The sequence below is a fragment of the Elizabethkingia occulta genome (assembly GCF_002023715.1).
Taxonomy (GTDB): domain Bacteria; phylum Bacteroidota; class Bacteroidia; order Flavobacteriales; family Weeksellaceae; genus Elizabethkingia; species Elizabethkingia occulta.
The window spans coordinates 378,886-401,157 of the sequence record NZ_MAHX01000021.1; the positions used below are offsets into that span (position 1 = coordinate 378,886).

The window sequence follows — 22,272 nt, forward strand, 5'->3', positions numbered from 1 at the left end:
GGGAGTATAAAAGTTAATGAAATAACTGAATTTTAGTGAAATAATACGAAAAACTACATAATTTTCGTAAAATATATTACTGAAAATCAAAACATTATGTACTTATGTATCCATGTGTTAAGTAAGTGTTAAATTTATATTAAAAAATAATAATACTTTAAAAGGCTTAATTGAAGCGAAAGTAAAGTTGAAATATAAAAATATAATTTGTGAAAAGTAATCTTGTATTTATGAAGGTTGCACCGGCATTCTTATTAGCAGGTGCAATGTTGAATGCACAACAGAAAGATTCAACAAAGACAAAGGAGATAGAGCAGGTCGTACTGATTGGTTATGGTAAACAGAAGAAATCAGACCTTACAGGATCTGTAACGGCACTTACAGCAAAGGATTTCAATCAGGGAGCAATAGGTTCACCTGAGCAGTTAATTCAGGGTAAAGCAGCCGGAGTACAAATTGTAACCGCGGGCGGAGCACCAGGATCAGGATCTACGATCAGAATCCGTGGGGGAGCTTCTCTTAATGCAAGTAATGATCCGTTATTGGTTATAGACGGAGTTCCTGTAGATAATAGTACCATCAACGGAGCTTCTAACGGATTAGCATTGATTGATCCTAACGATATTGAAAGTTTCAGTATTCTGAAAGATGCATCTGCTACAGCTATTTACGGCTCCAGAGCTTCCAATGGTGTAATAATTATTACTACTAAAAAAGGAACTTCCGGTAAACTGAAAGTGAGCTACAACAGTAACACTTCTATATACACCAAAATGGGAACTATTGGAGTGTTGAATGGCGATCAGTTCCGTTCTGTAGTAAACCAGTATGCAACTGACGAATATAAAGCGCTTTTAGGTAATAGTAATACAGACTGGCAAAAGCAAATTTATCAGACTGCTTTAGGATTTGATAACAGTGTGGCTATTTCCGGAGGAATTAAGGGGCTGCCTTACCGTTTGTCATTAGGATACCTTAAGCAGGACGGTATTATCAAAACAAGTAATTTTGAACGTTCCAATGTGGGGATTAATCTAAGTCCTAAATTTTTTGATAAGCATTTATCTGTAGATATTAATTACAAAGGTATTTATACCGAAAATAGATTTGCAGATGTAGGAGCTATAGGAGCTGCTGCGGCTTTTGATCCTACACAATCTGTTTATAATCCTGCAAATACAGCTTTAGGCGGTTACTGGGAATGGCTGAATGCTTCAACAGGGTTACCTAATACCAATGGTACAAAGAATCCGCTTTCTATGCTGAATCAGAAAATAGATGTATCATATGTAACCAGAAGTCTGGGAAATATTCAATTAGATTATAAATTCCATTTTCTTCCTGAGTTACGCGTAAATGTAAACGCTGGTATAGATTATACAGACTCTAAAGGAAATACAAGAGTACTGCCAACTTCAGCATCTGCATTTTATAATAGCGGAACTTATAAAAGATATACCCAGAGCAGAAAAAATAAGCTGTTTGATGCTTATTTAAATTATAACAAAAAAGTAGAATCACTGAACTCTACATTCGATGTTACAGCAGGTTATTCTTATCAGGATTTTTACAGAAGCGAACCTTTAGCTATGACCATTAAAGGAGATCCTGCATTGCAACCTGATATCGTTAATGCTTTTGAAACCGAGTCTACTATTCTTTCTTACTTCGGACGTTTCAACTATAATTTCGCTGAGAAATATTTCTTAACTGCTACAGTGCGTAATGACCGTTCATCACGTTTCAGTAAGGAGAACAGAAGTGGTGTTTTTCCTGCGATAGGTCTTGCATGGAGAATAGATAAAGAAAACTTTATGAAAAACCAAAATGTAGTATCCTCTTTAAAGCTGAGAGCTGGTTGGGGAGAAACAGGACAACAAGGGGTTATTAATAATGATTATCCATTCCTTGCTAGATATGTGGTTAGTGATAACGGAACAAAATACCAGATAGGTGACCAATTCTATAATACACTTCGGGCACAGGGGTATGATAAAAACCTGAAATGGGAAACCACAATTACCAAAAATATAGGTTTAGATTTCGGATTCCTGAATGAAAGAATTACCGGATCTGTAGAAGTATACGAGAAAAAATCTAAAGACTTATTAAGCATTGTGCCAGTACCTGCAGGTGCGAATCTTACCAACCTCTTGCTGATTAATGTAGGAGACATGAAGAATAAGGGTATAGAAGCCAATGTTAATGTTAAAGCAATTCAGAAAGAAAATTTCAGTTGGGAATTTAGTGTTAATGCTACACACTATACTTCAAAAGTAACTAACCTTTCCGCTCAGAATAATCCTGATCAGAAAGTATTAATAGGTGGTATAGAAGGAGGAACCGGAACAACAGTTCAGGTACATCAGGTAGGCTACACGCCATTCTCATTCTATGTATACCAGCAGGTATACGGACAAGACGGAAAACCGCTTGAGGGGGTTTATGTAGACCGTAACGGTGATGGTGTGATTAACGAACAGGATTTATACCAGTACAAATCACCAATTCCTGATATTTTATTAGGTTTCTCTTCGAGATTTACTTATAAAAACTGGGATTTGGGCTTCTCTTTAAGGGCAAGTATCGGAAACTATGTGTACAACAATATGGCTTCTAAGGCCGGATCATTGCAGAATATTTCTAATAATGACTATTTATCCAATATCTCAACCAGCTATTTGGATACAGGTTTTAAAAGAGCACAATATCTTTCCGACTATTATGTAGAGAATGGTTCATTCCTTAGAATGGATAATCTTAATATTGGATATAACTTCCCACATTTTATCAATGACAAGTATAAGTTAAGAGTTTCTTTATCGGCTCAGAATGTATTTTTAATTACAAAATACAGCGGACTGGATCCTGAATTGTTGACGACAGAACTAAACGGAACAACAAAATCAGGAATTGATAACAATGCATACCAACGACCAAGAATTTATTCTTTAGGTTTTAACTTCCAATTCTAAAAGCACAGCAATGAAATTTTTTAATTCTATAAATCGTAAATTATTAGTTACCGGAGTAGTAATGTTACTCGGTGTAACTTCTTGTGAAAAGGATCTTGACAGACTACCTATAACAGATATTAGCTCAGCATCGGTTTATGCAGATTTTTCCAATTATAAAGGAGTGTTGGCAAAATGTTATGCCGGACTCGCTCTTACAGGTCAAAAAAGTGGAGATGATACCGGAGGTGCCGATATCGGAGGTATAGATACCGGAACTTCAAGTTACCTTAGACAATATTTCCAGCTGCAGGAGCTTCCGACAGATGAAGCTGTAGTAGCATGGAATGATGCCTTTCTTCCGGATCTTCATAACATGAACTGGGGATCTACAAATAGTTTCATTACAGCATTATACTATCGTATTTTCTATCAGGTAGCACTATGTAATGAGTTTATACGCGAAACAACAGATGAGAAACTTGCATCCAGAAATATAACAGGAGCACAGGCTGAAGAAGCAAGATTATACAGAAACGAAGCACGTTTTCTTAGAGCATTAAGCTACTATCATGCTATTGATATGTTTGGTAATGTTCCATTTGTTACCGAGAAAGATGAAGTAGGTGTAAAACCTCCGAAAAGAATTACGCGTGAAGAGCTTTTTGCTTATGTAGAAAGTGAGCTGAAAGATCTTGAAGGACTACTAAAAGACCCACGTACTAATGAATATGGACGTGCTGATAAAGCGGCTGTATGGATGGTAATGGCTAAATTATACCTGAATGCTGAAGTGTATACCGGGACTAAAAAATATACTGAGGCCAGAACATATGCAGAAAAAGTAATTAATGGAGGTTACAGTCTTAAGCCTAAATATGCTGACCTTTTCCTTGCCGATAATAATGTTGCCAATAACGAGGTTATTTTCTCTATTAACTACGATGGACTTAATACCAAAACTTATGGTGGTACTACTTATTTGATCCATGCAGCAGTGGGTGGTAGTATGAAACCTTCTGATTTTGGAATTAATAGTGGTTGGGGAGGACTTAGAACAACCAAAAGTTTGGTTCAGTTATTCCCGGATGCAAATGGCTCCCGTGATAAAAGAGGAGTATTTTATACCAATGGCCAAAATCTTGAAATTGATAATGTAACCACATTTACAGACGGATATCCTTTAGTAAAGTTCAAAAATATTACATCAGCAGGTAAGCAAGGATCTGATGCCTCCGGAGATTTTGTGGATACCGACTTCCCAATGTTCCGTTTAGCAGATGCCTATCTGATGTATGCTGAAGCAGTACTAAGAGGAGGAGGTGGCAGCAATGCTCAGGCACTTACTTATGTGAACCAGCTGAGAACAAGAGCTTATGGTGATAATTCCGGTAATGTGACTTCTCTGAGCTTAGATTTTATTCTTGATGAAAGAGCACGAGAGTTATCCTGGGAAGCAACGAGAAGGACAGACCTTATCCGTTTTGGTAAGTTTACAGGAAGTAACTATTTGTGGCCATGGAAAGGTGGTGTTAAGGATGGGAGAGGTGTCGAAGACTTCAGAACCCTTTATCCGATTCCTTCCAGCGATTTAATTGCCAATCCAAACCTTAAACAAAATACGGGTTACTAATTTTTGAATTTGTATTATGAAAAATATATTTAAAATAGTATTTGCAGCTATTGTTGGTTTTTTATTGATATCCTGTGAAAAGGATGAAGACAGAGCTGTGTTAGGGAATCCTTCTCCGTCAGCTTTAACAGCTTCAGCAACTACTTTTGTCTTATTAAAAGATGACGCTGCTAAAGATGCTGTAAAGTTCTCATGGCAGGCACCTTCTTTTGGAAACAATATTGTAATTAATAATGTATTACAGTTTGCTGTAAAGGGAACTAATTTTGCAAAGCCTAAAGAAGTAATTTTAGGTGCAGGAACAACTTCTGTTAGTTTCAAAGTTCAGGATTTTAATGGAATATTACTGGGTGCAGGAGCTTCCATTGGAAGTCAGTCTCAGGTTGAAGTAAGACTGAAATCTACTACAGAAAGTTCTGCTGTAGCACCAGTTTACTCTTCAGTAATACCATTAACTGTAACACCATATGCACTTATTTCATATGTATATGCACCTGGTGCTTATCAGGGATGGAATCCTGCAACAGCTACAGCATTAGTATCCGAGAATAGTGATGGAATCTACACAGGATATATTAATTTTCCTACCGATGGATTGGAATTTAAGATAACACCAAACCGCAGCTGGGATGGTGCTTATGGATCAGATAACGGATCTACACTGAGTACAAGTGCCGGAAATATTAAAGCTCCTGGTGTGGGTTCTTATAAGTTGGTTGTAGATTTGAATAAATCTATCATTGCAATGACACCATTTAGGTTTGGAATAGTTGGTTCAGCAACCCCTAATGGGTGGGCAACACCAGATACCAAAATGACATTAAATAATGCTACCGGAATATGGGAAGCTACATTAGCCTTAACTTCCGGAGAAATGAAGTTTAGAGCAAATGATGCCTGGGATATTAATTATGGAGGCTCTGGAGGAAATGCAGTAGCAGGAGGTGATAATATTCAGATATCAGCTGCAGGAATTTATAATGTTACCCTTGATACTAACAATATGAAGTATACTTTGGTAAAGCAATAACTTATTAGGATAAGTGTAGTAAAAAAGTGTTGCTGCAAAACAACACTTTTTTATTTAAGAATAAAAGATAAATTGAACTACAACCATGAAAAAAACAGTTTCTGTATTATTCTTAATTCTTTTTTCAGTATCAAATGCACAACAGCAACGTGAGAAATATGCTAATGTTCTCAACTTAAAAACAGTTGTTTCGAATCCTAAAAACATTACAACCAATCTTTTTAGCGATATGGGAGCGTGGCATGCCTATGCTTTACCGGAAAGAACAGAAGATTATGGATCTTTTATAGGTCCTGTTGTTATGGATCTCGATGGACAATGGCTGGCGAATACTATTTCTAAGATCAGGATTAAAGAAAACGGAACATACATAGATCTGCAAAAATCGATAGCTACCCAGCATTATTATCCGGGATTATTAAAGCAGCATTTTATAATTAACGGTCTGGATATAGAGCAGCAGTTAATTTTTGTATCAGGACGTGAAGCGAAAATAAAAACAAGTATTTACAATCGTTCAAAAGCCCAGAAAGATCTTACTGTGTCTTTTGACGGAAAATTGTTACCCGATGTCGTTCTTGATAAAGGAAATAATGAAATAACAGTAAAATTAAAAGATAAGGAAAATACTTTCAGATTGGTTTTCGATCAGCCTGTAAATCTGGAGTTAAATACTGATTCTTATACGGCATTAATGGGTAATATAAAAATACCAGCGGGCGGTAAAGCCAATTTTACACAGTCACAGTATTATTTTCTTCAATCCAAAGAAGATAAAATTAAAAAGCCTAGTTCAGATTTTACAGCTCAGTTAAAGCTGAATGAAAAACGTTGGAATAATTATTTACAACAATATTTTTCTCATACATCCAGGCTGGATGAAAAGAAACAAAAACTTGCTGTAAAAGCAATTGTTACCTTAATGACGAACTGGAGAACTGCGGCCAAGGACCTGTTACATGATGGCGTTTTCCCATCGGTTTCTTATCAGGGATTTTATGGTTTTTGGAGCTGGGACAGCTGGAAGCAAGCGGTGGGATTAAGCTACTTTAATACTTCGCTGGCTAAAGATAATATCCGTAGTATGTTCGATTATATGGATGAGTATGGAATGGTTGCAGACTGTGTATATACCGATAAAAAAGAGAATAACTGGCGCGATACCAAGCCACCGTTGGCTGCCTGGGCGGTTTGGAAAGTTTATGAGCAGACTAAAGATGCAGCATTTGTAAAAGAGATGTATCCGAAGTTAGTGAAATACCACCAGTGGTGGTATGAAAACAGAGATCACGACAAGAACAGGTTGTGTGAATATGGTTCTACAGACGGGACAAGAATTGCTGCGGCATGGGAAAGCGGAATGGATAATGCAGTACGCTTTGATGAAGCTGTCTTAATGAAAAATAATAATAAGGCCTGGTCGCTTAATCAGGAAAGTGTAGACCTGAATGCTTATCTGTACGCAGAAAAAAAATATTTATCTCAGTTGGCTTCGGTAATAGGCAATAAGAAAGAAGCTCAGGACTGGAATAATTCCGTCATCGGATTGGCAGATAAAATCAATCAAAGATTTTATGACGATACCAAAGGTTACTATTATGATAAACTTTTAGGTAAACAAGAACCTGTTGCAGTAGAAGGACCAGAAGGATGGATTCCTTTGTGGGCTGGTATTGCTACAAAAGAGCAGGCAAATGCTGTTTCAAAGGTTATGATGAATGAACACAAATTCAATACAAAAGTACCATTGCCAACTCTTACAGCCGATCACCCGAAATTTGATCCGCTAAAAGGCTATTGGAGAGGACCTGTATGGATTGATCAATTTTATTTCGGAATTGCAGGGTTAAGAAAATATGGTTATCAGCAGCAGGCTGATGAACTGATTAATAAATTTATGAATAATGCCGAAGGTCTTTTAGAAGATAAACCCATTCATGAAACCTATCATCCTGTAACAGGAAAAGGACTGAATGCGATTAATTTTAGCTGGTCTTCTGCACATATTTTAATGCTTTTAGCAAAATAAATGATTGTGAGATCGTCTCACTTTTATAACTTTAGATATTACAATATAAAATAACAATTATGAACTTGAAGAAAGTAAGTTTGGCAGTTGCATTTTTTGGTTTGACATTAGGAGGTTTGTATGGACAAACTCTGAAATCTCCTGATGGAAAGTTTCAGATGGATTTCAGTCTGAAAAACGGAACACCATATTATCAACTGAAGTATAATGGAAAAGTTGTAGTGGAGGAATCTAAACTGGGACTTCGTTTATTTAAAGATAACAATATACAGTTTGCTTCCGAGATTAATAAAACAGAAGGCAACGAAAATGATCTGAATCAGGGATTCACTAAAGTATCTGAAAAAAGAGATTCTAAAAATGAAACCTGGCAGCCGGTAATGGGAGAGAAGAAAAGCTATACTAACAATTATAATGAGCTTACCGTAAATCTTCATCAGGACAAACAGGATCGTACAATAGCAATTAAATTCAGATTGTTCAATGATGGTTTAGGTTTCCGTTACGAGTTCCCACAACAGAAGAACCTTAACTATTTTGTAATTAAAGAAGAGGATTCTGAAATAGATCTTCCATCTGATATGAAAGCCTGGTGGATTGTCGGAGACTACGATACACAGGAATACCAATACCAAACCTCTAAAATTTCAGAGATTGCTGCAAGATGGGCTGGAGCTGTAGAACAAAATGCTTCCCAGTTTCCAATTAAAAATACAGTACAGACACCTTTAATCCTTAAGAAAGAAGGTAAAGAGCCTTTATATGTAGATTTAGGTGAAGCAGCGTTGATTAATTATCCGGCATCGCATCTGGAAGTGGATAGCCAGAATTATAAATTCAAAACACACCTTACTCCGGATGCACAGGGAGCCAAAGGTTATATTCAGACACCTTTCAATACACCTTGGAGAACAATTATTGTATCACCTACAGCTGCAGGAATCTTAGATTCTAAAATGATATTCAACCTGAATGAACCTACAGAATACAAAGATACTTCCTGGATAAAGCCAACCAAATATATGGGAGTATGGTGGGAAATGATTATCGGAAAATCTCAATGGGCGTATTCTACAGAAGATAATGTACATTTAGGAAAAACAGATTTTACCAAACTTACACCTAATGGTAAGCATGCGGCTAATAATACTAAGGTAAGAGAATATATAGACTTCGCAGCTAAAAATGGCTTCGACGGACTTCTTATCGAAGGCTGGAATGTAGGTTGGGAAGATTGGTTCGGGCATTCCAAAGAAGATGTTTTCGACTTTGTAACGCCATATCCCGATTTCGATATTGCAGCACTTAATGAGTATGCACATGGTAAAGGTATTAAATTGATTATGCACCATGAGACATCTGGCTCAACAGTTAACTATGAAAGATGGTTGGATCCGGCTTTCAAATTAATGAACAAGTACGGTTATGATGCAGTAAAAACCGGTTATGTAGGGAATATTATTCCTCGTGGTGAGCATCATTACAGCCAATGGACCAATAACCATTATCTGCATGTTGCTAAAAAAGCAGCAGATTATAAGATTATGGTAAACTCTCATGAATCTGTACGTCCTACAGGACTTAACCGTACTTATCCAAACTGGATAGCTGCAGAAGCTGCACGTGGAACAGAGTATGATGCATTTGGCGGAAACAATGCAGACCATACAACCATTCTTCCGTTTACCAGACAAATGGGCGGACCAATGGATTATACACCAGGTATCTTCCAGACAAAATTGGATTACTACTTCCCTGGAGACAAGCGTATGGTGAAGACTACACTGGCAAAACAGTTAGCATTATATGTAACAATGTATTCTCCATTACAAATGGCAGCGGATTTACCTGAAAATTATGCTAAACACATGGATGCATTCCAGTTTATCAAAGATGTAGCTGTGAATTGGGATGATACCAGAATACTGGATGCTGAGCCTGGTGATTATCTGCATATTGCCAGAAAAGCAAAAGGTAAAGATGAATGGTATGTAGGAGGTATTACAGATGAAAATAAGCGTGATTTCACTGTAGATTTATCATTCTTAGATAAAGGTAAAAAGTATGAAGCCGTTATCTATGAGGATGGTAAAGATGCAGATTACGATACCAATCCACAGAGTTACCATATCTATAAGAAAACAGTTACCAGCGCTACTAAGATTCCTGTGAAACTGGCACGAAGCGGCGGATATGCTATTTCTATTAAAGCTGTAAAATAAATTAACCTGAGTTTGAAATTACTTTATTTCGGTCTCAGATTAAAATAAAATGACCTATGATGTTTCCAAATATCATAGGTCTTTATTTTTATTGAATATTTAGCGAATAATAGGATCTTATTTATTGATCATACCTTTTACTAATTCGGGATTAAGTTTAGCGATTAATAAGCCTACTACAAAAAGGCCGATAAAAATTATAATTGCGGCAGCAACTTGTAATAAGTAAAAGATTATCAGACGTCCAATAATACTTTTTGTACTTTTCTCTGAATAAAAGCCTTTGTAGAACCAAAAAAGTAATATTGGAACAATTAGATATGATAAAGTAGATATTTTACCAATTGTTAAAGGATCATTCTGTAAGAAATAAAAAATAGGATCAAAAATAATAATAAGTGCAATGGTATAGAAACATTGAAAATAGGCATTCATGACCAGATGCTCGTAATAATTTTGTCCCCATTTTCTAAATGCTATCCTTGTTAGGAGAGAAAAGAACGGTATCAAAGCCAGCATAATAAAGGAGAAATAGGAGAGGAATCCGGTGGAATATGCATCAATGAATTTATCGGATACATTTTGATTAGAAGCCCTCATTGCGTTCTCCATGATGTCCTTTATATTAAGGAAGCTTGATAATAATATTGAAATACCACTAAGTACCATAGTGAGAGCAAAAGGTTTGTAGTGGTGTATTCTGTCACCCTCTAAAAAATTTCTGGCCGTTTTTCCCGGATTTAGAATGATATTTTTAACAGAATAGAAAAATCCTTTTTCTGTATAGAATGCAAAACTTTTAACTTCATCAATGACATAAGTGTGATCAATTCTTTTGAATTTTTTCTGTCCACACTCACTGCAAAAATTACCATTAACAGGCATTCCGCAGCTATTACAATTTTCTAATAGATTTTCCATCTCTTATTGCACTTTTATTAAATGAATTTGCAGCCTGTAATTATCACATATTTTTAATTTCGCAGTAAAAGATGTAATTGGTAGAGCTTTCGTCATATTAATTCTTTGTTTATTGTTTATTTCTGATTTTTTTCACGAATATATGAAATATATTTTCACATTTATTTACTTATCTTACATCAATTCATTCACTATTGTGCTGACGTAAATTTGCATAAGAAAATAAAAAATAAACATAAACATATGAAAACAGTATTTCACAGTGCAGACAGTAGAGGATTCGCAGATCATGGCTGGTTAAAAAGTGCACACAGTTTTAGCTTTGCAGGTTTCTTTAATCCTGAAAGAGTAAATTTTGGAACTTTAAGAGTTTTAAATGATGACTATGTAGAAGGAGGTATGGGCTTTGGCAAACACCCTCATAACAATATGGAAATTATTTCTATCCCATTAGAAGGTGACCTTAAGCATGGAGATAATATGGGAAGTGCAGGGATCATAAAAAAAGGAGATGTCCAGGTAATGTCTGCCGGTACCGGAGTAATGCATAGTGAGATGAATGCTAATGCAGATAAAGCTGTAAAATTCCTACAGATATGGATTTTCCCTAATAAAGAAAATGTTACCCCTCGATACGATCAGGTAGATGTTTCCGGAGATTATAAGAAAAACGATTTCCAACAGATTTTGTCACCAAATCCAGATGATGCAGGAGTATGGATCCATCAGGATGCATGGTTCAATCTTGCTAATTTTGATAAAGGATTCAGCAAAGATTATCCTATTCATAAAGAAGGAAATGGAGCTTACGTTTTTGTATTAAATGGTCAGGTAAAAATCGGAGATCAGATACTAAACACTCGTGATGCATTTGGAATTTGGGATATCGATAAGTTTAATATAGAAGCAACAGAAAATTCTGAAGTTTTGATTATTGATGTTCCTATGAATTTGCCTAATTTTGCAAATTAATTTGAATTCAGAAAATTTAAAATAATAAATGAGCCGAAATCAATACTTTGTAATAAGTAATGATAGCGGCTCATTTTATACTAACAATTAGAAATATTATATATAAACAGATGAAAATAGTAGCTTTTGCAGGAACTAACTCTCCGGCATCAATTAATAAGTTATTGGTAGAATATGTTGCAAAACAGTTTGACAGCAACGAAGTGGAGCTTTTGGATCTTAATGATTATGAAATGCCTATTTACGGAGTCCATAGAGAACAACAATCCGGAGTTCCTCAGGAAGCGAAGAATTTCGCAGAAAAAATTGATAGTGCAGATTTAGTATTGATGTCTCTTGCTGAGCACAATAGCAGCTATTCTGTAGCTTTTAAAAATGTTTTCGATTGGGTATCCCGTATTCCGGGAAGGCCACACTGGGGAGATAAAGATATCTTCCTGATGGCTACAGCACCAGGACCAAAAGGTGGAGCAAATGTATTGGCTGCTGCAACTGCACGTTTTCCTCATAGTGGCGGAAATATTGTAGAAACTTTTTCATTACCTAAATTCAAAGATAACTTTGATGCTGAAAAGGGTATTTTAGATGCTGAAAAAGCTAAAGAACTAGAGCATAAAATTGCTAAAATAAAAGAAGAATTCGCAGCAAAAGTAAATGCGTAAATTCTTATAGGATTTTAAAGTAAATTTTATTAAATTTGCACATCAAAATTCAGAAGTGAAGACCATAAAGCAATTTAAAGAAAAGCATCAGTCATCCCGGACAATAGGAAAAGACAAATCGGTGTGCCCTTTAAATTTGAGATAAAATAATGGCCGACAGACTCCAAAAGTTTGTCGGCTTTTTTATTTACGTTTTTTGATAAAACAAATTGAGAATCAAAACTTCAGATCAATTTTAAATTGTAATTTTATTCACTAAATAATAAAAACTAAAAATGAATACCTACAAATCCGCAGGAGTTGACAAAGAAGAAGGGTACAAGACGGTGGACAAGATAAAGAAGGCCGTTAGCGAAACACACAACCCGAATGTACTGAACAATCTTGGAAGCTTTGGTGCTTTTTATGAGATTGGTGGTTACAAAAATCCAGTATTGGTAAGTGGTACAGATGGTGTTGGTACCAAACTGAAAATAGCATTGGACACAAAACAATATGGTTCTATAGGAATTGATTGTTTTGCGATGTGTGCAAATGATATAGTATGTCATGGTGCAAAACCTTTATTCTTCTTAGACTACTTAGCGTGTGGAAAATTAGATGCCGATGTAGCTGCTGAAATCGTTTTAGGAATGGTGGAAGCCTGTAAAGACAATCAATGCGCCCTTATTGGTGGTGAAACTGCTGAAATGCCGGGAATGTATAATCCGGGAGATTATGATGTAGCCGGTTTCTGTGTAGGTATTGTAGAAAAAGATCAGGTTATTGATGGTTCAAAAATTAAAACCGGAGATAAAATTATTGCTTTACCAAGTTCTGGATTCCATTCTAATGGTTTCTCTTTGGTAAGAAAAGTTTTTCCTGACTTCAATGAAGATTTCGAAGGAAAACCAATCCATGAAACATTATTAGTACCTACCAGATTATACTACCAAAGTATTCAGAAATTGATGAATGAAATGGAAATTCATGGTATTGCACATATTACAGGTGGTGGATTATATGAGAACATTCCCAGAATTATTCCTGAAGGTCTTTGCGCAAGTATTGAAACAAAAGAAATCAGAATTCCTTCTATCATGCTAGAGCTTGAAAAAAGAGGAAATATTGCACGTGAAGAGATGTACGGAACTTTCAATATGGGAGTAGGTATGGTAGTTGTCCTGAACGAAACAGATGCTCAGAAAGCTTTAGAGCTTTTACCTGATGCTTACCTGGTTGGGGAAATTACAGAGAACGCTGAGAAAATTCAATTAATCTAAAAATAATTTATCAATATAATATTGTAACATTTTACCAATACAAAGATATTGTTACATTACTACATTGCTAGGTTGTTGCATTTGAAAAATGAAGAAAATAGTAATACTGGTATCAGGTTCAGGGACCAATCTGCAGCGAATTATAAACGCTATTGCTGAAAAGGAAATTCAGAATGCTGAAATAAGCCTTGTAGTAGCCGACCGTGACTGTTATGGACTAAAAAGAGCTGAAGATGCCGGAATCCCTTTTCAGTTAATTAAAAGAGGAAAAGATTTTTGCCAGAAACTGGATACGGTAATTCCTGAAGATACATCACTTATTGTGTTGGCTGGATTTTTATCCGTTCTTACTCAGGAGTTCTGCGAAAAGTGGGAAGGTAAGATGATTAATGTTCACCCTTCTTTACTTCCGAAATTCGGAGGAAAAGGAATGTGGGGAATGCATGTACACAACGCTGTTAAAGAGTCTGGAGAAACAGAATCTGGTGCTACAGTACATTTTGTAACGACAGGAGTAGATGAAGGAGAGATTATCCTGCAAGGAAAAATTACTGTTGAAGAAAATGATACTCCGGAAGATATCGCTGGTAAAGTTCACCAGATTGAATATGATATTTTTCCTTTAGCTATTGAAAAGGTATTGAATAGCTAATCCATTAGACTAATAAAGTTTGAAATAAAATCGGGCTGAGAAAGCAGCCAAAAGTAAAAAGTGAAAACGGGAATGTTTGCAACAATTATTTGGGAAAGGAAATAATTGTTGCAGATTTTCCAAAAACTAATCCTTAAGTAAGATTAGTACAAAAAGTAAAGAAAGAAATGAAAAAAAGAGCATTAATTAGTGTTTCTGACAAAAGCGGTCTAATCGATTTTGCCAGGTTTTTGGAAAAAAACAATTATGAACTAATCTCAACAGGGGGAACTTTTAAGCATCTTAAAGATGCAGGACTTAGCCCTATTCAGATTGATGAAGTAACCAACTTTCCGGAGATGCTGGATGGAAGAGTAAAAACGCTACACCCAAAAGTACACGGAGGTATTTTAGCAGTTCGTTCAAACGAAGAACACATGAAAACTGTTCAGGAGCACGGAATTGGGTTGATTGATATGGTAATCGTTAACCTTTACCCGTTCTTTGAAAATGCTGATAAAGAAATTTCTTTAGAAGAAAAAGTAGAATTTATCGATATAGGTGGACCTTCTATGTTGCGTTCTGCAGCTAAAGGTTTCTTTGATGTTACTGTAATTACCGATGCAGGTGATTATGCAAAAATTCAGGAAGAAATTGAAACTTCCGGAAATACTCAGCTGGAAACACGTAAGATGTTAGCAGGAAAAGTATTCAACCTTACTGCAGCTTATGATGCTGCTATTTCCAAAATGCTTTTAGAAGAGGAATATCCTAACTATCTTAATGCTTCATTTAAGAAAGTATCGAATCTTCGTTACGGTGAAAATCCACATCAGTCTGCTGCTTACTATGTTTCTACAGTAGAGAAAGGAGCGATGAAGGATTTCGAACAGTTAGGCGGAAAAGAGCTTTCTTTCAATAACCTGAGAGATATGGATCTTTGCTGGAAAGTGGTAAATGAATTCAAAGAAGAAATGGCTTGTTGTGCTGTGAAGCATTCCACACCTTGTGGGGTAGCTGTAGGTACAACGCCGGAAGAAACATACAGAAAAACATTTGAGTGCGATCCTGTTTCAATTTTTGGTGGAATCGTAGGAATGAACTTTAAAGTAGATGCTGCTACAGCAACTGCTCTTAACGAAACTTTCTTAGAAATTGTTATGGCACCGGATTTTGATGCTGATGCTTTAGAGATCCTTAACAAAAAGAAAAATCTTCGTGTAATCAAAATCAAACATCCGGTTTCTGATAAGCAGGTTTGGGTGAAAATTGACGGTGGTATGCTGGTACAGAATGCTGATGATGAGTTTTCTGAAGACATCAGTGTTGTAACTGAAAAACAACCTACAGATGAGCAGAGAAAAGCATTGATCTTCTCACAAAGAGTTGTGAAATATGTAAAATCTAATGCAATTGTTGTTTCCAATGGTCAACAGGCTTTAGGAATTGGTGGCGGACAGGTTAACCGTATCTGGGCTACACAACATGCAGTGGAAAGAGCAAAAGCAAAATTCGGTGGTGAATTGGTACTGGCATCAGATGCTTTCTTCCCGTTCAGAGACGTTGTAGATTTCTGTGCTGCAGAGGGGATTAAAGCTATAATTCAGCCGGGAGGTTCTATGCGTGATGAAGAAAGTATTCAGGCTGCAAACGAGCACGAAATCCCAATGTTATTTACCGGGATGCGTCACTTTTTCCATTAATTCAATTAACAGGAATTAACTTTCTATTTTTTTGAAAAAAATAGTTTTTATGCTATCTTTGACACTTGCTACAAAGTAAAGCACAAATTTTTAAGATTTAAATAAAAAAACATATAGCTAAAATATGCGAGTATTAGTCGTTGGTACCGGAGGTCGTGAGGCTGCAATTGGATGGAAACTTAAACAAGATCCTAAAGTTAAAAAAATATTCTTTGCAAGAGGAAATGCTTCAACCGAAGAATATGGTGAGAATATATACGAAGATTCTATCCCTGAACTGGTAGAATTTGCAACAAGAGAAAAAGTTGATTTAACAATAGTTGGTCCTGAAGCTCCTTTAGTGGATGGAATCGTAGATGAGTTTAAAGCAGCTGGTCTTAAAATTTTTGGGCCAAATGCTAAAGCGGCTTCATTAGAAGGTTCTAAAGCTTTCTCTAAGAGATTTATGCAGGATCACGGTATTAAAACTGCAAAGGCTCAGGTTTTTGAAGTATACCAGGATGCTTTAGATTATGTTAAAGATCACAAATTCCCGTTGGTAATAAAAGCTAGTGGTTTAGCAGGTGGTAAAGGAGTAGTAATCTGTGAAACTCTTGAAGAAGCAGATGCTGTTATTCATGATTTCATGATCAGAAGAATCCATGGTGATGCAGGTATTAAACTTGTTATTGAAGAATTTTTACAAGGATTTGAAGCTTCTATTATCTGTTTCTCTAACGGCGAAGAATTGTTCCCTTGTATCCCGGTAAAAGACTACAAAAAGGTAGGTGAAGGTGATGAAGGTATGAATACCGGAGGTATGGGTACTGTTGCTCCAAGCCCTGAGTTCAACGGAATGCACTATGCTGATTTCGAAAGAAACATCATGTTGCCAACGCTGAAAGGTCTTAAGCAGGAAAACCTTAGCTTCAAAGGATTTATTTTCTTCGGACTAATGGTTACTGCAGAAGGTAGCTACCTATTGGAATACAATATGCGTTTAGGAGATCCTGAAACTCAGGTTATATTACCACTATTAGAAAACAGCCTTGTAGATGTTATCAATGACTGTATGGAAGGTAAACCAGTAGAACTAAAATTCGCTGATAAAAAAGCGGTATGTGTTGTAATGGTTTCCGGAGGATATCCAAGAAACATCGAAACTGGTCTTGAAATAAAAGGAACAGATAAAGTAGATACACTTTGTCTTCTTGCAGGTGCCAGAAAAGGTGGAAACAGCTATTATACAACAGGCGGCAGAGTCGTAAACGTTGTAGGATTCGGAGAAACTTATGATGATGCCAGAAAGCAGGCTTATGATAACATTAAAAAGGTTTCTTTCGACTACGGCTTCTACAGACACGATATAGGCTTGTTCGAGCAAAAGAAATAAAAAATAAACATAACCCCTGAGCGAAAGTTTAGGGGATTTTAATAAATATCAACGAATTTATCAATATATCAATGTACCGGTTTATTAATAATTGATTGTTACATTATTGCATTGCTAAATTGTTACCTTAATTTTTATGGAAAGAGGAATTATTATTTTAGACTTCGGTTCACAATACAACCAGTTGATCGGAAGAAGAGTAAGAGAGATGGGAGTATATTCTGAAATTATCCCTTACTACACACCATTGGAAGAAATTAAAGAAAGAAATCCTTTCGGTATTATTCTTTCAGGAGGACCTTCTTCTGTAAATGCGGAAGATGCACATTTAGTTTCAAAAGAAATTTTCGAATTAGGAATTCCTGTTTTAGGGATTTGCTATGGAATGCAATTAACAGCTCACCTTTTGGGAGGTAAAGTTGCTAAAGGTGTAAAAGGAGAATATGGAAAAGCTGAATTGGAGATCGTAAAAGCATGTTCTTTATTCGACGGAGTAAAAGAAAGATCTATAGCATGGATGAGCCATTTTGACGAAGTTGAAACAGCTCCTCAGGGGTTTGATATCGTCGCTAAATCTGGCGTTATTGCCGGAATGGCAAATGAAGATAAAAAAATCTTTACTGTTCAGTTCCACCCTGAAGTTTCTCACACAGAGGAAGGAAGCAAAATGCTGGAGAACTTTGTTCTGAACATCTGTCAGTCTGAAAGAAGTTGGAAACTGACTAATTATATTGAAAGAACAGTTGCTGAGATTAAAGAGAGAGTAGGCAGCCAGAAAGTTATTCTTGGACTTTCCGGAGGTGTAGATTCTTCTGTAGCAGCAGTATTAATCCATAAAGCTATCGGAGATCAGCTGACTTGTATTTTTGTGGATACAGGACTTCTGAGAAAAGATGAAGCGAAAAAAGTAATGGAGAACTACGGACAGCACTTCCACATGAATATTAAACTGGTAGATGCTGCGGACAGATTCTTGTCTAAGCTGGCTGGTGTTGATGATCCTGAACAGAAAAGAAAAATTATCGGAAACGAGTTTATCGCTGTTTTTGACGAAGAATCTCATAAAATTGAAGGCGCTAAATTCTTAGCCCAGGGAACGATCTATCCGGATGTTATCGAATCCCAGTCTGTAAAAGGACCTTCTGCAGTAATCAAGTCTCACCACAATGTTGGTGGTCTTCCTGAGGAAATGGATTTCGAATTACTAGAACCGTTAAGAGAGCTATTCAAAGATGAAGTAAGAAAAGTAGGAGAAGAACTAGGTATTCCTCACCACTTGGTATACAGACACCCGTTCCCAGGTCCTGGATTAGGTATCCGTGTTCTTGGAGCAGTAGATGTAGAAAAAGTAAGAATCTTGCAGGAAGCAGATGATATCTTCATCGAGGAATTGTACAAAAATGATCTGTATGAAAAAGTATCTCAGGCTTTTGTTGTATTACTTCCTGTAAAATCTGTTGGAGTAATGGGAGATGAGAGAACTTATGAATATACAGCTGTTGTACGTTCTGCTAATACAATAGACTTTATGACGGCTACATGGAGCAAACTTCCTTATGAATTCCTGGAAACTGTTTCCAACAGAATTATCAATGAGGTAAGAGGTATTAACCGTGTTGCTTACGATATTTCAAGCAAACCACCTGCAACAATCGAGTGGGAATAATTTGCCGTACCGATTAATATATTAAAGCAGCCTTTTGGCTGCTTTTTTTTGTAGTAGGCTTTCCTTAATTATATTGAATATATTTGAAGGAACAGTTTTTGATTAACTAGAACAAAATTATTGTAATGCTAAACAAACAACAGAGAAAACTAAAGCGCACAAGCCGTCTTATTTCGGTTCTTGCTAAATATGGTTTTAAAGATATTGTGTCCAGAATTGGAGGACAGAATGATCAGAAAACAAATTTCTCTGATGAACCGGATACTCAGAATACAGTATATGAACGTATTCGTATGGCATTAGAAGAATTGGGACCTTCCTTTGTTAAGATAGGTCAGGCTTTTAGTAACCGGGAAGATATGCTTCCTAAAGAAATGATTGCCGAACTACAAAATCTACAGGACAGGGTAGAAGTACAGGATCTTGATCTTGATTCTATATTGGAAGAGCAGTTGAGTATCAATATTTCAGATGTATTCCAGTCTTTGGATAGAAAACCGATTGCTTCTGCTTCTATTGCACAGGTATACAAAGGTATACTAAAAGATGGCAGCCCTGTAGTACTAAAAATAAAAAGACAGGGAATTCAGGATGTTATTGAAGATGATTTGTTACTCATGAAAGATCTGGCAAAGATTCTCAATACCTATTTTGAATTTGCGCAGCATCTGGATCTGAATAAAGCGATTGCTACGTTTGAAAAATCATTGCTTACGGAACTTTCTTTGGTACAGGAAAAAGAAAACATACAAAAGTTTGCTTTTAATTTCAAAAATAACAAAAGTACTTATGTTCCTAAAGTGTATGAAGAACTGAGTAATAACGAAGTACTCTGTATGGAGTTTATAGATGGAGTAAAAGCAACAGATATCGAAGGATTAAAAAGATACGGATTGGATCCTGGAATGATTGCAGACAGAGGACTTCAGCTATTTCTGGCGCAAATTCTTGACTATGGCTTCTTTCATGCAGATCCACATGCAGGAAATATTCTAGTAAAACCAGACGGTAGAGTTGTATTTATAGACCTTGGAGCTACGGGAACTATTTTTCCTCAGGACAAAGAATTATTAGAAAACTTTATCATTAATTTCATTTCGAAAAGACCCAGAAAGCTTATTGAGGTCATTAAAAAAATGGCTGTTGAAATAGATATTAAAGATGAACGTAAACTGGAAAATGACCTTCAGGAAGTATTAGATTTTGTGCATAATGCATCTCTGGAAAATATAGATGCCGGATTTATTCTGAATAAGCTGCGTGCTATTCTGATGGAAAACAAAGTCAATATGCCGGAATACTTTTATCTTCTGGTACGTGGGATAAGTCTTATTGAAAGCGTAGGCCGAAAAATAAATCCTAATATGGACCTTGTGAAAAGTGCAGAGCCTTATGTGAAGAAGATCATGATGAAACGTATAAGTCCGGGATATCTATTTAATAAAGGGGTAAAGAGAGTAGAAGATATTGCAGAACATATAGATGTTTTGCCCCGTGAAATAAGTAATGTTTTACTGAAAGCGAATGAAGGAACACTTACCCTGAATACAGAAGTTAAAAATATTTCCAAAACCAATAATATTATACAAAGAGGTTTTCATGACCTTATTCTGGCTCTTATCCTTTGTGCTAATATGATTGGTACGGCTATTTTGTGGGTAGGGAAAGCTGAACCCTTAGTCGGGCAGGTGTCAGTACTTGGTATAATAGGATTGGTTATCTCATTATTTTTATTCATTGTACTTTGCTTACGGATGTTGCGAAAGAATAAATAAAAAATCTCCTATCTTTGCAAAATGATAACATTTGAGGATTTCGAATTACCGAAAAATCTTTTTTCGGCATTAGAGCAAAACGGAATAACTGTACCAACCCCTATTCAGCTGAAGAGCTTTAAACCTATTTTGTCGGGACGCGACGTTATGGGTATTGCACAAACCGGTACAGGTAAAACTCTGGCTTATTTATTGCCGGTTCTCAAAATGTGGAAATATTCTAAAGCCGACAATCCTACAGTATTGGTTCTAGTTCCTACTCGTGAGCTTGTTGTACAGGTTACGGAAATACTTGAAAATCTAACTGAAAACATGACAGCTCGTGTTATAGGTATTTATGGTGGTAAAAATATCAATACTCAGAAATTATTGTTTGACAATGGCTGTGATATTTTGGTAGGAACACCAGGCCGGGTACTGGATTTAGCAATAGATAATGCAATAAGCCTGAAAGATGTACGTCATCTTGTTATTGATGAGTTCGATGAAATGCTAAACTTAGGATTCCGGCCACAGTTAACTCATATTTTTGAAGTGATGCGTCAGAAGAGACAGAATATATTATTCTCTGCAACGATGACGGAAGCTGTTGATACGATGTTGGATGAATATTTTAATGGTCCTGAAGAGATAAGCTTAGCAAAATCCGGAACTCCGCTAGAAAAAATTACGCAACAAGGATATAAGGTCGAGAACTTCAATACTAAAATCAACTTGTTAAAACATCTTTTGGAAAATGATGAAAGTATGTCTAAAGTATTGGTTTTTGCTAATAATAAGAAGCATGCAGATTATCTTTTCAATACATTAGATGAGTTGTATCCGGATCAGTTTGATGTAATCCACTCCAATAAATCTCAGAATTACAGGCTAAGAGCTATGCGTAAATTTGAAGATGCCGAAGTGCGAGGTCTTATTACAACAGACGTAATGGCACGTGGTCTTGATATTTCAGATATTACCCATGTATTCAATTTTGAAGTCCCAGAGGTTCCAGAACAATATATTCACCGTATCGGTCGTACAGGTCGTGCTGATAAAGATGGTACAGCAATCTCTTTCATTACTAAAAAAGAAGAAGCATTGCTATTGGAGATCGAAGTTTTAATGAATAAAGAGCTTCAGTTTCTCGATTTCCCAGAGGAAGTAACCATTAATCCTAAAAAGATTGAATCTGAGAAAGAAGAGGTCAAAATGAAGAACCCTACCAAAGCTCCGGATATTACGCAAGGTGGTGGAGCATTTCATGATAAGAAGGATAAAAATAAAAAAATTAACCTTGGTGGACCTACTAAAAGAAAACCACCTAAAACGAAGCCTGCTAATAGAAATCAGCAGAAACAAAAAGCCAAAAGAAATAAGAGATAATATAAGCTCAAATAAAAACCGTGTAAATTCTTACACGGTTTTTTTATGTAGTGTCTCGTCCTGAAAAAGGTT

15 protein-coding genes are annotated in these 22,272 nt (G+C 36.1%); 14 read left to right on the forward strand and 1 reads right to left on the reverse strand.

Features of this window, described 5'->3' with window-relative positions:
• The first annotated feature begins 230 nt into the window (after positions 1 to 230).
• The 5 genes from BAZ10_RS18720 (at position 231) to BAZ10_RS18740 (ending at position 9,868) form a co-directional block, all read left to right on the forward strand.
• Entirely contained in the window at positions 231 to 2,975 is a 2,745-nt protein-coding gene (locus BAZ10_RS18720) for a SusC/RagA family TonB-linked outer membrane protein (RefSeq protein ID WP_165689704.1), read from the forward strand.
• A gap of 10 nt (positions 2,976 to 2,985) precedes the next feature.
• Entirely contained in the window at positions 2,986 to 4,587 is a 1,602-nt protein-coding gene (locus BAZ10_RS18725) for a RagB/SusD family nutrient uptake outer membrane protein (RefSeq protein ID WP_078773344.1), read from the forward strand.
• A gap of 16 nt (positions 4,588 to 4,603) precedes the next feature.
• A complete protein-coding gene (locus BAZ10_RS18730; protein WP_078773345.1) occupies positions 4,604 to 5,617 on the forward strand; it encodes a SusE domain-containing protein in 1,014 nt (337 codons plus the stop codon).
• Positions 5,618 to 5,702: 85 nt separating this feature from the next.
• Complete coding sequence (locus tag BAZ10_RS18735; protein ID WP_078773346.1) at positions 5,703 to 7,646, forward strand: MGH1-like glycoside hydrolase domain-containing protein; 1,944 nt, start codon at positions 5,703 to 5,705, stop codon at positions 7,644 to 7,646.
• Positions 7,647 to 7,705: 59 nt separating this feature from the next.
• Positions 7,706 to 9,868 carry a glycoside hydrolase family 97 protein gene (locus tag BAZ10_RS18740; protein WP_078773347.1) on the forward strand — a complete coding sequence of 721 codons (2,163 nt, stop codon included), beginning with the start codon at positions 7,706 to 7,708 and terminating at the stop codon, positions 9,866 to 9,868.
• Between the two features lie 117 nt (positions 9,869 to 9,985).
• Here the strand turns inward: BAZ10_RS18740 and BAZ10_RS18745 are convergent, their stop codons facing one another.
• Positions 9,986 to 10,789, reverse strand: coding sequence for a DUF3667 domain-containing protein (locus tag BAZ10_RS18745; RefSeq protein ID WP_078773348.1), 804 nt, complete (start codon positions 10,787 to 10,789; stop codon positions 9,986 to 9,988).
• A gap of 243 nt (positions 10,790 to 11,032) precedes the next feature.
• Here BAZ10_RS18745 and BAZ10_RS18750 point away from each other — a divergent pair, with 243 nt between their 5' ends.
• The 9 genes from BAZ10_RS18750 (at position 11,033) to BAZ10_RS18790 (ending at position 22,200) form a co-directional block, all read left to right on the forward strand.
• Entirely contained in the window at positions 11,033 to 11,761 is a 729-nt protein-coding gene (locus BAZ10_RS18750; RefSeq protein ID WP_078773349.1) for a pirin family protein, read from the forward strand.
• A gap of 110 nt (positions 11,762 to 11,871) precedes the next feature.
• Positions 11,872 to 12,423, forward strand: a complete 552-nt coding sequence (locus BAZ10_RS18755; RefSeq protein ID WP_078773371.1) for an NADPH-dependent FMN reductase — start codon at positions 11,872 to 11,874, stop codon at positions 12,421 to 12,423.
• A 275-nt stretch (positions 12,424 to 12,698) separates the two neighbouring features.
• Positions 12,699 to 13,685, forward strand: a complete 987-nt coding sequence (gene purM, locus BAZ10_RS18760; RefSeq protein ID WP_078773350.1) for a phosphoribosylformylglycinamidine cyclo-ligase — start codon at positions 12,699 to 12,701, stop codon at positions 13,683 to 13,685.
• 88 nt (positions 13,686 to 13,773) lie between these two features.
• On the forward strand, positions 13,774 to 14,337 hold the full coding sequence (purN, locus tag BAZ10_RS18765) for a phosphoribosylglycinamide formyltransferase (RefSeq protein ID WP_059323914.1): 564 nt from the start codon (positions 13,774 to 13,776) through the stop codon (positions 14,335 to 14,337).
• 167 nt (positions 14,338 to 14,504) lie between these two features.
• Positions 14,505 to 16,019: a bifunctional phosphoribosylaminoimidazolecarboxamide formyltransferase/IMP cyclohydrolase gene (gene purH / locus BAZ10_RS18770; protein WP_078773351.1), complete on the forward strand. Its 1,515-nt coding sequence runs from the start codon at positions 14,505 to 14,507 to the stop codon at positions 16,017 to 16,019.
• 124 nt (positions 16,020 to 16,143) lie between these two features.
• On the forward strand, positions 16,144 to 17,391 hold the full coding sequence (gene purD, locus BAZ10_RS18775; RefSeq protein ID WP_078773352.1) for a phosphoribosylamine--glycine ligase: 1,248 nt from the start codon (positions 16,144 to 16,146) through the stop codon (positions 17,389 to 17,391).
• Between the two features lie 136 nt (positions 17,392 to 17,527).
• Entirely contained in the window at positions 17,528 to 19,057 is a 1,530-nt protein-coding gene (guaA, locus tag BAZ10_RS18780) for a glutamine-hydrolyzing GMP synthase (RefSeq protein ID WP_078773353.1), read from the forward strand.
• A gap of 125 nt (positions 19,058 to 19,182) precedes the next feature.
• On the forward strand, positions 19,183 to 20,832 hold the full coding sequence (locus tag BAZ10_RS18785) for an ABC1 kinase family protein (RefSeq protein ID WP_078773354.1): 1,650 nt from the start codon (positions 19,183 to 19,185) through the stop codon (positions 20,830 to 20,832).
• Positions 20,833 to 20,853: 21 nt separating this feature from the next.
• Entirely contained in the window at positions 20,854 to 22,200 is a 1,347-nt protein-coding gene (locus BAZ10_RS18790; RefSeq protein WP_078773355.1) for a DEAD/DEAH box helicase, read from the forward strand.
• The last annotated feature ends 72 nt before the right edge of the window (positions 22,201 to 22,272 follow it).

Bases quoted from the DNA above. Each gene is read 5' to 3' on its own strand.
- BAZ10_RS18720 (WP_165689704.1), top strand. From the start codon at position 231: ATGAAGGTTGCACCGGCATTCTTATTAGCAGGTGCAATGTTGAATGCA.
- BAZ10_RS18725 (WP_078773344.1), top strand. From the start codon at position 2,986: ATGAAATTTTTTAATTCTATAAATCGTAAATTATTAGTTACCGGAGTA.
- BAZ10_RS18730 (WP_078773345.1), top strand. From the start codon at position 4,604: ATGAAAAATATATTTAAAATAGTATTTGCAGCTATTGTTGGTTTTTTA.
- BAZ10_RS18735 (WP_078773346.1), top strand. From the start codon at position 5,703: ATGAAAAAAACAGTTTCTGTATTATTCTTAATTCTTTTTTCAGTATCA.
- BAZ10_RS18740 (WP_078773347.1), top strand. From the start codon at position 7,706: ATGAACTTGAAGAAAGTAAGTTTGGCAGTTGCATTTTTTGGTTTGACA.
- BAZ10_RS18745 (WP_078773348.1), bottom strand. From the start codon at position 10,789: ATGGAAAATCTATTAGAAAATTGTAATAGCTGCGGAATGCCTGTTAAT.
- BAZ10_RS18750 (WP_078773349.1), top strand. From the start codon at position 11,033: ATGAAAACAGTATTTCACAGTGCAGACAGTAGAGGATTCGCAGATCAT.
- BAZ10_RS18755 (WP_078773371.1), top strand. From the start codon at position 11,872: ATGAAAATAGTAGCTTTTGCAGGAACTAACTCTCCGGCATCAATTAAT.
- purM (WP_078773350.1), top strand. From the start codon at position 12,699: ATGAATACCTACAAATCCGCAGGAGTTGACAAAGAAGAAGGGTACAAG.
- purN (WP_059323914.1), top strand. From the start codon at position 13,774: ATGAAGAAAATAGTAATACTGGTATCAGGTTCAGGGACCAATCTGCAG.
- purH (WP_078773351.1), top strand. From the start codon at position 14,505: ATGAAAAAAAGAGCATTAATTAGTGTTTCTGACAAAAGCGGTCTAATC.
- purD (WP_078773352.1), top strand. From the start codon at position 16,144: ATGCGAGTATTAGTCGTTGGTACCGGAGGTCGTGAGGCTGCAATTGGA.
- guaA (WP_078773353.1), top strand. From the start codon at position 17,528: ATGGAAAGAGGAATTATTATTTTAGACTTCGGTTCACAATACAACCAG.
- BAZ10_RS18785 (WP_078773354.1), top strand. From the start codon at position 19,183: ATGCTAAACAAACAACAGAGAAAACTAAAGCGCACAAGCCGTCTTATT.
- BAZ10_RS18790 (WP_078773355.1), top strand. From the start codon at position 20,854: ATGATAACATTTGAGGATTTCGAATTACCGAAAAATCTTTTTTCGGCA.